We start from the raw sequence: 10686 nt of genomic DNA on the forward strand, positions 1-10686 counted from the left end.
ACACGGTCCTTTTTGCCTACTGGTTTGAAACTTCAAACATGGGCCCGGCTTTTGACCTTCGTATCTCTTGCTCTTGTCCCATATGAATCGTCAGCGGCTGACATTGAAGCGTGCAAGCTTCACAAGAATGCCTTTGGGCCTTCGTTCATGTCGGCAGCTCATTTCCGTGAGCAAAATGAAGACGTTCAAATTGGCTATGTTATGGGCTTCTTCGAGGGTATGGCTACGGGCAGCGTTTTTGGGGCCTCCACGGAGTGCCTCGAAGCTCTCTATATCTGCGTGAAAGATGTTTCCTCCTCACAGTTGACGGCAATCGTGAACAAGTATGTCGAAGCAAACCCTGAAGGCTGGCATTTGCCCATGACGATAATAGCGTTCAATGCCATAGGTCGTTTTTGCGGCGTTCCAGGCCGGAAGAAGTAGTCGAAAAAGAGACAGAACAATGAAATTCACCCTCTCCTGGCTGAAAGATCACCTGGACACCGAGGCCAGCCTCGATGACATCCTCTATGCCCTGACCGATCTGGGTCTTGAGGTCGAAGGCGTGGAAAACCCCGCCGCCAAGCTGGCCGATTTCCAGATCGCCAAGGTCATCCATGCCGAACAGCACCCCGATGCCGACAAGCTGCGGGTGTGCAAGGTTCAGACCGCCGAGGGCGAGTCTCAGATCGTCTGTGGCGCCCCCAACGCGCGGGCTGGCATCACCGTGGTTCTGGCCAAGCCGGGCACCTATATCCCCGGCCTCGACATCACCATTTCGGTGGGCAAGATCCGTGGCGTCGAAAGTTTCGGCATGATGGCATCTGAGCGCGAGCTGGAACTGTCGGACGAACACACCGGCATTATCGAACTGCCCACCGGCGAGATCGGTCAAAGCTTTGCCGATTGGCTGGCCGAACACGACCCCGCCAAGGTGGACCCGGTGATTGAAATCGCCATCACCCCCAACCGCCCCGATGCGCTGGGCGTGCGCGGCATTGCCCGCGATCTGGCGGCGCGGGGCCTTGGCACCCTGAAACCGCGCGAGGCCGCGCCGGTTCCCGGCGCCTTCCCGTGCCCGATTTCGGTGACGATCGACGCTGATGTTCAGGAAAAGGCCTGTCCGGTCTTTTATGGTCGCGTCATCAAGGGCGTGAAGAACGGCCCGTCGCCGGCGTGGTTGCAGGCCGCGCTGCGCGCCATCGGCCTGCGCCCGATTTCGGTGCTGGTCGATATCACCAACTTCTTCACCTATGACAACAACCGCCCGCTGCACGTGTTCGACGCCGACAAGGTGTCGGGCGGGCTGCGGGTGCATGCGGCCAAGGGCGGCGAGACCTTCCTTGCGCTGGATGATAAGGAATACACGCTGGAACCCGGCATGACGGTGATTTCGTCGAATGGCGTGGTCGAAAGCCTTGCCGGTGTGATGGGCGGGGCCGAAACCGGCTGCACCGAGGACACCGTGAACGTGTTCCTTGAGGCCGCCTATTTCGATCCGATCCGCACCGCGATCACCGGACGGGCGCTGAAGATCAATTCGGACGCGCGGTATCGGTTCGAGCGCGGGATCGACGCCGACTGGACCGCGACCGGCATCGAACACGCCACCCGGATGATCCTTGATCTGTGCGGGGGCGAGGCGTCCGAGGTCGTGGTTGCAGGCGAACAGCCCGATTTCAGCCGCGCTTACAAGCTGGACACCGACCGGGTGCAATCGCTGGTCGGCATGGACATCCCGGCCGAACAGCAGCGCGCGACGCTGACCGCGCTGGGCTTTACGCTGACTGGCGACATGGCCAGCGTGCCGTCGTGGCGTCCGGATATTCTGGGCTCGGCCGATCTGGTCGAAGAAGTGGCGCGCGTCGCCAGCCTGACCAAGCTGCAAGGCCGTCCGATGGCCCGGGCCACCGCAGGCGTTCCCGGCATGATCCTGACCCCGATGCAAAAGCGCGAACAGATCGCGCGGCGCACGATGGCGGCGCTGGGGTATAATGAATGCGTGACCTATTCCTTCATCGACGCCGGGTCGGCCAAGCTGTTTGGCGGCGGTGACGACGCAACGATGCTGGAAAACCCGATCTCGTCGGAAATGAGCCACATGCGCCCCGATCTGCTGCCCGGCCTGTTGCAGGCCGCCAGCCGCAATCAGGCGCGCGGCTTTGCCGATCTGGCGCTGTTCGAGGTCGGGCCCGCCTTTAGCGGTGGCGAGCCGGGCGAACAGGCGGTTCTGGCAACCGGCCTGCTGGTTGGCCACACCGGCCCCAAGGACGTGCACGGCGCCCGCCGCGCGGTCGATGTCTATGACGCCAAGGCCGATGTCGAGGCCGTTCTGTCGGCGATCAACGCCCCCGCCAAGGTGCAAATCCTGCGCGGGGTCGAGGATTGGTGGCATCCGGGCCGCTCGGGCAAGATCTGTCTGGGTCCGAAAAAGGTCATGGCCGTGTTTGGCGAACTGCACCCCAAGGTGCTGAGCGAGATGGACGTCAAAGGCCCCGCCGTGGGCTTTACCATCTATCTGCAGGAACCGCCGATGCCGCGGAACACCGGTGCCGCGCGTCAGGCGTTCTCGCCCAGCACCCTGCAAGCGGTCGAGCGCGACTTTGCCTTTGTCGTCGATGCCGAGGTTGAGGCTTTGACGCTGGTGAACGCCGCTGTCGGGGCCGACAAGGCGCTGATCGAGGATGTGCGGGTGTTCGACGAATTCATCGGAGGCAGCTTGGGCGAGGGTAAGAAATCGCTGGCGATCACCGTGCGGATTCAGCCCACCGATGCCACCCTGACCGAAAAGGACATCGAGGCCCTGTCGGCCAAGATCGTCGACAAGGTCAGCAAGGCTACCGGCGGCGCGCTGCGCGGCTGAGGCTGGGGGTTTTCCACCCCCAGACCCCCGGAGGATATTTTTGCAAAGAAGAAACGGCCGGTGCGATGGCGCTGGCCGGTTTCATTTGCGCGGCGGGGTTTTATAGCCGCGCTGAACCGCCGGGCGGGCGAGGAACCGGTCCAGATAAGCGGGCATGTTGCGCAGGCCGGTCCAGTCGACATGCTCGGCCGCGCCATACGCCACGGTCAGGTGTTTCAGCCATGGCGCGATGGCGATATCGGCGATGGAATAGTCGCCCATGATCCAGTCCTTGCCGTCCATCGCCTTATCGAGCACCGCCAGCAGGCGTTTCGATTCATTGATATAGCGGGTGTGCGGCAGGCGGTCGGTCATGTCTTTGCCGGCTTCGGTCAGGAACCATCCGGCCTGACCGAACATCGGGCCGACGCCGCCCATCTGGAACATCAGCCACTGGATCGTGTGATAGCGGGTGGCGGGATCAAGCGACAAAAGCCTGCCGGTTTTTTCCGCCAGATACAGCAGGATCGCGCCGCTTTCGAACAGGGCGAGCGGCTGATCGCCGGGACCATGCGGGTCGATGATTGCCGGGATCTTGTTGTTGGGGCTGATGCTGAGGAATTCGGGCGAGAATTGATCCTTGTCCTCGAACCGGATGTGGTGGGCGTCATAGGGCAGGCCCAGTTCTTCGAGCATGACCGAGACCTTGATCCCGTTCGGGGTGGTGCGGCCATAATACTGGATGGCATCGGGATCGCGCGGCGGCCAGCGATGGGTGATCGTAAAGTCGGAAAGGGAAGTCATCGGTTCTCCTGCGCGGGGCAAGGGGGAAGGATCGGGCGAAAAAACCATTCTCACCGGTTTCCCGTATGATAAGTTTCTGACAAGGCAGCGCAATTGCAATGGTCGCGACGTGGTGTCGCAAAGTTAAACGGGGGCAGGAATGCTGAAAGAGTTCAAAGGGTTTATCGCCCGCGGGAATGTTCTGGACATGGCGGTCGGGATCATCGTCGGCGCGGCGTTTACCGCGATTGTAAAGTCCATGGTCGACGATCTGATCAATCCGATCATTGGCCTGATCATCGGCGGAATCGACTTTTCCAACATGTTCATCGTGCTGAAGGGCGGGGGCGGCTATGCCTCGCTGGCCGAGGCGCGCGATGCTGGGGCGGCGGTGTTCGCCTATGGGTCCTTCGTCATGGCGATCATCAACTTCCTGATCATCGCTTTCGTGGTGTTCATGCTGGTGCGCTATGTGAACAAGGTCAAAGACGCGGCCATCGCGGAAAAGGCCGCCGCCCCTGCGCCCGAGGCCCCGAAGGGCCCGACGCAGGAGCAGCTTTTGGCCGAAATCCGCGATTTGCTGAAGAAATAGCCGGGGCTTACATCCGCAGGGCAAGGCCGGGATTGGTGACTTCCAGACCCAGCGCCTTGCCCACGGCGGCATAGGTCAGCTTGCTGGCATGGGTGTTCAGCCCGGCCAGAAGGTGCGGGTCATCCGCGCAGGCCTGTTTCCAGCCCTTATCGGCGATGGCCAGCAGGAACGGCATCGTGGCATTGCCCAGTGCGATCGTTGCGGTGCGGGCCACGGCGCCGGGCATGTTGGCGACGCAATAATGCATGATCCCATCGACGGCATAGATCGGGTCCTGATGCGTGGTCGGGTGTGAAGTTTCGAAACAGCCGCCCTGATCAATCGCCACATCGACAATCGCGGCGCCGGGTTTCATCAGCGCCAGATGGGCGCGGGTCACCAGTTTCGGCGCGGCGGCACCGGGGACCAGAACCGCACCGATGACCAGATCGGCCTCGGGCAGCAGATCGGTCAACGCCCCGGTCGAGGAATGGCGGTTGCGGAATTGCTGGCCGAACACGTCATCCAGATAGCGCAGGCGCGGCAGTGAACGGTCCAGAACCGTCACATCCGCCCCCATGCCAGCGGCGATTCGCGCGGCATTGGTGCCGACCACGCCGCCGCCGATCACCAGAACCTTGCCCGGTCCGACACCGGGCACACCGCCCAGCAAGGTGCCGCGCCCGCCATTGGCCTTTTGCAGGGTCCATGCCCCGACTTGCGGTGCCAGACGCCCGGCGACCTCGGACATCGGTGCCAACAGCGGCAGGCCGCCTTGCGCATCGGTGACGGTCTCATAGGCGATGGCGGTGACGCCGCTGTTCAGCAGGTCGTGGGTCTGATCCGGATCCGGGGCGAGGTGCAGATAGGTGAACAGAACCTGACCCTCGCGCAGCTTCTTGCGCTCGACCGCTTGCGGTTCCTTGACCTTCACCACCAGATCAGCGCGGGCGAAAATCGTGTCGGCATCGGCGACGATCTGGGCGCCGGCGGCCTGATAGCTGGCGTCATCGAACCCCGAGCCCAGCCCGGCCCCGGTCTCAATCAGCACTGTGTGGCCATGGGCGATGGCCTCGGTTACGGCATAGGGCGTCAGGCCGACGCGAAATTCCTGTGGTTTGATTTCTTTCGGGCATCCGATCAGCATTTGGGCCTCCTTTGGGGACAGTTCAATTCTGCCGGGGTTCGCGAGAAATTTTCGTGAAATCTTTTGCGCAGTTCGGGGCTTTTGGTGCAGGATCGTGCGCAACGCGGCGTTTATTTCGAAGGATCATCTGCTGATATGGAACTTGACGATACAGACCGCCGAATCCTGACCGTCCTGCAACGCAGTGGGCGCATCTCGAATGCTGATCTGTCCGAGAAGGTGAACCTGTCGCCCTCGGCCTGTCACCGCCGGGTGCAACGTCTTGAGGCCGAAGACTATATCCGCGATTACGTTGCTTTGCTGAATGCTCGCAAAATGGGGCGGCCAACAACGGTTTTCGTCGAGATCACCCTGTCCAGTCAGGCCGACGAATTGCTGGACCAGTTCGAGCGCGAAGTGGCGCTGATCCCCGATGTTCTGGAATGTCACCTGATGGCGGGCAGCTTTGACTATCTGCTGAAAATCGTCGCCCGCGACAGCGAGGATTTCGCCCGCATCCATCGCCGCCACCTGACCCGGCTGCCCGGCGTGGCGCAGATGCATTCGTCTTTTGCGTTGAAAACGGTGTTCAAAACCACCGCTTTGCCGGTGTGATTACCAGCGCCAGAACCGCGGCAGAACCAGCACGAACACTGACAACAGGCCCAGCCGTCCCATCAGCATGGCGATGATCATGATCCATTTCGCAAAGGTCGAATAGTTGATCATGCTGCCTGCGGCCTCGTAGGTGCGGCCAAAGCCGTAGCCGACATTCCCCAGCGAGGTCCAGACCGCAAAGATCGCCGACTCGGCATCGGTGCCGGTCATGTCCAGCAGCATGATCATCACGCCCATGGTCAGGATATAGCCGGTCACATACAGGATCAGCGGGTCCAGAATGTCATTACCGACCGTGCGGCCCTCATACCGGATGGTTTGCTGGATATGCGGCAGGTGCAGGCGGGTGATCTGGGCGCGGATCGCCTTCAGCGTCAATTGCCAGCGGAACACGCTGATCGCTGCGGCGCTGGACGAGGTGCAGCCGCCGATCATGCCGACCATGAAGGCGATCATCACCGGGAATTCGCCCCATTTCGAGACATCGGCCGACCCGAATCCGGTGCCCGAGAAAATCGAGATCAGGTTGAACAGGCTTTGGCGGAAGATGGTCTCGACCGGCTCGGACGAGGTGAACAGCCGGTAAAGAACGACAAGCCCAACCGCCGTGGCGATCCAGCGCAGATAGGCCCGGACCTGTTCGTCCTTGTAAAGCGGCTTCAGCCCGTGGCCCGACATGGCCTGCACAAAGCGGATATAGGGCAGGCTGGCCAGAATGATGAAGACCGAACCGACATATTCCGCCGCGCCGCTAAAGGCGCCGAACCCGTCGTCCGAGGTTGAAAACCCGCCGGTCGAGATCGTCGCAAACGCATGGACCAGCGCATGCAGCCACGGCATCCCGGTCAGCACATAGCTGAGAAATGCCGCGCCGGTCAGCCCGGTATAGAACACCACCAGCATCCGCGCGATATCCCCGGCGCGCGGCAGGATTTTCCCCATCGTGTCAAAGCCTTCGGTGCGAAAGAACTGCATGCCGCCAACGCGCATCACCGGCAGAAAGATCATCGCCACAAAGGCAATGCCCAGCCCGCCCAGCCAGTTCAGCATCCCGCGCCACAGGATCACGCCGCGCGGCATGTCCTGCAATCCGTTGAACACCGACGACCCGGTGGTGGTCAGGCCCGAGACGGTTTCAAAATAGGCATCGGTAAAGGCGGCCTTGGGGGCGCCCTCGATAAAGGGCAGGGCGCAGAACAGCGGCAGCACCGTCCAGATCCCGGCGGTCAGCACAAAGGCCTGCCGGATGGTCAGCGTGTCATGCAGGCTGTTGCGGCACGAGGTCGACAGCAGCAGCCCGAACAGCACGGTCTGAATCGCGGCTTCCAGAAAGGCCAGACCGTTGGCATCACCCCGGACCTGATCCAGAAGCATCGGCAGCAGCATCAGCACACCGAACGAAATCAGCAACAGGCCTAAAATATATCCGACGGGTCTGAGTTCAGCCATGATGGGCACAGGCTTTTCGTCTGTGCGCGGAACTGTCAAGCAAAGGTGACAGGTTGCCCCTTGCCTTTCGGGGAAAAACAGGGGTTTTCTGACACAAAAGGTTTATGCGGGGCTGATATGGCACAGATTTGCACCCGCAGCCGCCCGTGACCCAAGGAGAGCATTTCAAATGGACCAGCCAGACGAAAACGCAAATCTCAAATGGCTGGAGGCAGAGCTTCAGGACACGTTCGACGAAGACATCGAGGTCGAATTCAACGAACCGATGCTGTCGATGGAAATTCGCAAGATCTACCGCGAACAGCATCCCGACATGCTGGACCGCAGGGTCTATTTCCACAACCTGCTGCGCTTGCAGGCCGAACTGATCAAGTTACAGGATTGGGTTCAGCACACCGGCGCCAAGGTTCTGATCATCATGGAAGGCCGTGACAGCGCCGGTAAGGGTGGCGTGATCAAACGCATCACCCAACGCCTGAATCCGCGTGTGGCGCGGGTTGTCGCGCTTCCGGCCCCGTCACGGCGGGAACAAAGCCAGTGGTATTTCCAGCGCTACGTGCCCTATCTGCCTGCGGGTGGTGAAATCGTGCTGTTCGACCGGTCATGGTATAATCGCGCCGGGGTCGAGCGGGTGATGGGCTTTGCCACCGAAGATCAGGTCGAACAGTTTTTCGAAGACGTTCCGGAATTCGAACGCATGCTGGTGCGCTCGGGGATCATCCTGCTGAAATACTGGTTCTCGATCACCGATGAGGAACAGCAGATGCGATTCCTCATGCGGATTCACGATCCGATGAAACAGTGGAAATTGTCGCCGATGGACCTGCAAAGCCGGGTGCGCTGGGAACAATACACCAAGGCGAAAGAGGAAATGTTCGCCCGCACCAACATCCCCGAGGCGCCGTGGTATATCGTCGAAGGCAACGACAAAAAGCGCGAGCGCCTGAATTGCATCGAGCACCTGCTGTCGAAGATTCCCTATCACGAAATCCCGCACGAAAAGATCGACCTGCCCGAGCGCGTGTTCAACCCCGACTATGAACGCCGGGTTCTGCCGCCGGAACTTTACGTGCCGAAAATCTATTGATCCGGGACGTAACCCCCTGAAAACAACAAACCCCCGCGCTTTCGCTCGGGGGTCGTCGCACTAAGGCCGAAGCCTCGGTTCGCTTGCCGATGAGGTGCTCAGAGCATCCCTTCGCGCTGAGCTTTTTTACGAGCGAGCTTACGCGCACGGCGGATGGCCTCGGCCTTCTCGCGTGCTTTTTTCTCGGACGGCTTCTCGAAATGTTGCTTAAGCTTCATTTCGCGAAACACACCCTCGCGTTGCAGCTTCTTTTTCAGGGCACGAAGCGCCTGATCGACGTTGTTGTCGCGAACACTAACCTGCATGTGGTTTTCACCACCTTTCTAGTCTGGAGTTTCGGTCAATTGCAGGAAGCCGCCGTATAGCAAAGCCCCGCCAGCTTGTCTACAGTCGGCCCAAACGCAATCAGGAGGCCGAAATGCGCCCGGAAATCCAAGTTGTTCAGGATGAAATTCTGGCCGCGGCCCTGCCGCATGTGGCCTTTGACGGCTGGAGCGACACCACGTTAAGCGCCGCCATTGCCGAGACCGGCCATGACCCGGCGCTGGCCCGCACCGCCTTTCCGCGCGGCGCGGTCGATCTGGCGCTGGCCTATCACCGCCAGGGCGATGCTTTGATGCGCGCGCGGCTGGCCGCCACCGATCTCAGCGACATGCGGTTCCGCGATCGCATCGCTGCCGCCGTGCGCTTTCGGCTTGAGGCGGTCGAGGATCGCGAATTGGTGCGGCGCGGCTCGACGTTGTTTTCGTTGCCGCAATATACCGGCGACGGGGCGCGGGCGATCTGGGGCACGGCCGATGCGATCTGGACCGCGCTGGGCGATACGTCGAAGGACGTGAACTGGTATACCAAGCGTGCCACGCTGTCGGCGGTCTATGGCGCGACGGTGCTGTTCTGGCTGGGCGATGACAGCCCCGACTTTGCCAACACATGGGCGTTTCTGGACCGCCGCATCGACAATGTGATGCAGTTCGAAAAACTCAAGGCCAAGACCCGCGACAACCCGCTGCTCAAACCGCTGGCTGGTCTGATGGACAAGGTCCGCGCCCCCTCGGGGGTGAAACGCGGCGATCTGCCCGGCCATTTCACGAAAGGAAACTTCTAAGCCATGACCCTGCCTGACATGATGCGCGCCGTCGAGATTTCCCAACCCGGCGGCCCCGAGGTTCTGACCCTGACCAGCCGCCCGGTGCCGGTGGCGCGTCCGGGCGAGGTGGTGCTGAAATTGGCCTACGCCGGGGTCAACCGCCCCGACGCACTGCAACGCGCCGGATCTTACGCGCCGCCGCCCACCGCCTCGGACCTGCCGGGGCTGGAAGGCGCGGGCGAGGTCGTGGCGCTGGGCGAGGGCGTCAGCGGCCTGTCGCTGGGCGATCAGGTCTGCGCGCTGTTGCCCGGCGGTGGTTATGCCGAATATGTCACCACCCCCGCCGCGCATTGCTTGCCCGTGCCTAAAGGCATGGACCTGAAACAGGCCGCCTGCCTGCCGGAAACCTTCTTTACCGTCTGGTCGAACGTGTTCATGCGCGGCGGTCTGACAGCGGGCGAACGGTTTCTGGTCCATGGCGGCTCCAGCGGCATTGGCACGACCGCCATTCAACTGGCCAATGCCTTCGGGGCGCGGGTGTTCACCACCGCGGGTTCCAGAGATAAATGTCAGGTCTGCCGCGATCTGGGTGCCGAGCGCGCGATCAACTATCGCGACGAGGATTTCGTCGAGGTTCTGCGGGCTGAAGGCGGCGCCGATCTGATCCTCGACATGGTCGGCGGTTCCTATATCGCCCGCAACATCAAGGCGCTGGCCGATGACGGGCGCATGGTGCATATCGCTTTCCTGTCCGGCCCCAAGGCCGAGATCAATTTCGCCCAGATCATGGCCCGCCGCCTGACCATCACCGGCTCGACCCTGCGGCCGCAATCCGATCTGGCCAAGGCCCGCATCGCTGATCAGCTGCGCGAAAAGGTCTGGCCGTTGCTGGACGCGGGCAAGATCCACCCGGTCATCGACAGCGAATATCCCCTTGCCGATGCCGCTGCCGCCCATGCCCGGATGGAGACCAGCCAGCATATCGGCAAGATCGTCCTGAAAATCGCCTGACCCCGGTCTTTTCCTGGCGCAAATACTCCCGCCGGAGGCGTCCCGCCCTATCGAACCGGCTCGAACAATGCGTTTTGCAAGCGACAGTCCCGCACCGTGTCAGCGCCGCAATCGCGTGGCTCAAGATCCGGGG

The 10686-nt window shown here is 61.5% G+C and carries 11 protein-coding genes; 7 read left to right on the forward strand and 4 right to left on the reverse strand.

Annotated features, from left to right (window positions below; translation table 11 throughout):
• Together ABYW26_RS04840 and pheT are read left to right on the forward strand one after the other, a co-directional pair.
• A partial coding sequence (locus ABYW26_RS04840; RefSeq protein ID WP_372603662.1) for a hypothetical protein occupies window positions 1-423 on the forward strand: 423 nt, incomplete at its 5' end.
• A gap of 19 nt (window positions 424-442) precedes the next feature.
• Entirely contained in the window at window positions 443-2842 is a 2400-nt protein-coding gene (pheT, locus tag ABYW26_RS04845) for a phenylalanine--tRNA ligase subunit beta (protein ID WP_372603663.1), read from the forward strand.
• A gap of 81 nt (window positions 2843-2923) precedes the next feature.
• On the opposite strand, the gene ABYW26_RS04850 is transcribed toward pheT, so the two are convergent.
• The gene (locus tag ABYW26_RS04850) at window positions 2924-3625 is read right to left on the reverse strand and encodes a glutathione S-transferase N-terminal domain-containing protein (RefSeq protein ID WP_372603664.1); all 702 of its coding nucleotides are present in this window, start codon (window positions 3623-3625) and stop codon (window positions 2924-2926) included.
• 139 nt (window positions 3626-3764) lie between these two features.
• Here ABYW26_RS04850 and mscL point away from each other — a divergent pair, with 139 nt between their 5' ends.
• Window positions 3765-4196 carry a large conductance mechanosensitive channel protein MscL gene (gene mscL / locus ABYW26_RS04855; protein ID WP_372603665.1) on the forward strand — a complete coding sequence of 144 codons (432 nt, stop codon included), beginning with the start codon at window positions 3765-3767 and terminating at the stop codon, window positions 4194-4196.
• Window positions 4197-4203: 7 nt separating this feature from the next.
• Here the strand turns inward: mscL and ald are convergent, their stop codons facing one another.
• Window positions 4204-5322, reverse strand: a complete 1119-nt coding sequence (ald, locus tag ABYW26_RS04860; protein ID WP_372603666.1) for an alanine dehydrogenase — start codon at window positions 5320-5322, stop codon at window positions 4204-4206.
• A gap of 135 nt (window positions 5323-5457) precedes the next feature.
• Between ald and ABYW26_RS04865 the strand changes: the two genes are divergently transcribed.
• Complete coding sequence (locus ABYW26_RS04865; RefSeq protein WP_372603667.1) at window positions 5458-5916, forward strand: Lrp/AsnC family transcriptional regulator; 459 nt, start codon at window positions 5458-5460, stop codon at window positions 5914-5916.
• On the opposite strand, the gene ABYW26_RS04870 is transcribed toward ABYW26_RS04865, so the two are convergent.
• Window positions 5917-7368: a TrkH family potassium uptake protein gene (locus tag ABYW26_RS04870; protein WP_372603668.1), complete on the reverse strand. Its 1452-nt coding sequence runs from the start codon at window positions 7366-7368 to the stop codon at window positions 5917-5919.
• Between the two features lie 169 nt (window positions 7369-7537).
• On the opposite strand from ABYW26_RS04870, the gene ppk2 reads away from it, so the two are divergent.
• Window positions 7538-8455 (forward strand): polyphosphate kinase 2, encoded by a 918-nt coding sequence (ppk2, locus tag ABYW26_RS04875; RefSeq protein WP_372603669.1) that lies wholly within the window; start codon window positions 7538-7540, stop codon window positions 8453-8455.
• Window positions 8456-8553: 98 nt separating this feature from the next.
• On the opposite strand, the gene rpsU is transcribed toward ppk2, so the two are convergent.
• Window positions 8554-8760 (reverse strand): 30S ribosomal protein S21, encoded by a 207-nt coding sequence (gene rpsU, locus ABYW26_RS04880; protein WP_008207378.1) that lies wholly within the window; start codon window positions 8758-8760, stop codon window positions 8554-8556.
• A gap of 113 nt (window positions 8761-8873) precedes the next feature.
• Between rpsU and ABYW26_RS04885 the strand changes: the two genes are divergently transcribed.
• Both ABYW26_RS04885 and ABYW26_RS04890 read left to right on the forward strand, forming a co-directional pair.
• Complete coding sequence (locus tag ABYW26_RS04885; RefSeq protein WP_372603670.1) at window positions 8874-9560, forward strand: COQ9 family protein; 687 nt, start codon at window positions 8874-8876, stop codon at window positions 9558-9560.
• A 9-nt stretch (window positions 9561-9569) separates the two neighbouring features.
• On the forward strand, window positions 9570-10553 hold the full coding sequence (locus ABYW26_RS04890; protein ID WP_372603671.1) for an NAD(P)H-quinone oxidoreductase: 984 nt from the start codon (window positions 9570-9572) through the stop codon (window positions 10551-10553).
• The last annotated feature ends 133 nt before the right edge of the window (window positions 10554-10686 follow it).

Source organism: Actibacterium sp. (assembly GCF_041584535.1).
Classification (GTDB): Bacteria; Pseudomonadota; Alphaproteobacteria; order Rhodobacterales; family Rhodobacteraceae; genus Actibacterium_D.

Bases quoted from the DNA above. Each gene is read 5' to 3' on its own strand.
- pheT (WP_372603663.1), top strand. From the start codon at position 443: ATGAAATTCACCCTCTCCTGGCTGAAAGATCACCTGGACACCGAGGCC.
- ABYW26_RS04850 (WP_372603664.1), bottom strand. From the start codon at position 3,625: ATGACTTCCCTTTCCGACTTTACGATCACCCATCGCTGGCCGCCGCGC.
- mscL (WP_372603665.1), top strand. From the start codon at position 3,765: ATGCTGAAAGAGTTCAAAGGGTTTATCGCCCGCGGGAATGTTCTGGAC.
- ald (WP_372603666.1), bottom strand. From the start codon at position 5,322: ATGCTGATCGGATGCCCGAAAGAAATCAAACCACAGGAATTTCGCGTC.
- ABYW26_RS04865 (WP_372603667.1), top strand. From the start codon at position 5,458: ATGGAACTTGACGATACAGACCGCCGAATCCTGACCGTCCTGCAACGC.
- ABYW26_RS04870 (WP_372603668.1), bottom strand. From the start codon at position 7,368: ATGGCTGAACTCAGACCCGTCGGATATATTTTAGGCCTGTTGCTGATT.
- ppk2 (WP_372603669.1), top strand. From the start codon at position 7,538: ATGGACCAGCCAGACGAAAACGCAAATCTCAAATGGCTGGAGGCAGAG.
- rpsU (WP_008207378.1), bottom strand. From the start codon at position 8,760: ATGCAGGTTAGTGTTCGCGACAACAACGTCGATCAGGCGCTTCGTGCC.
- ABYW26_RS04885 (WP_372603670.1), top strand. From the start codon at position 8,874: ATGCGCCCGGAAATCCAAGTTGTTCAGGATGAAATTCTGGCCGCGGCC.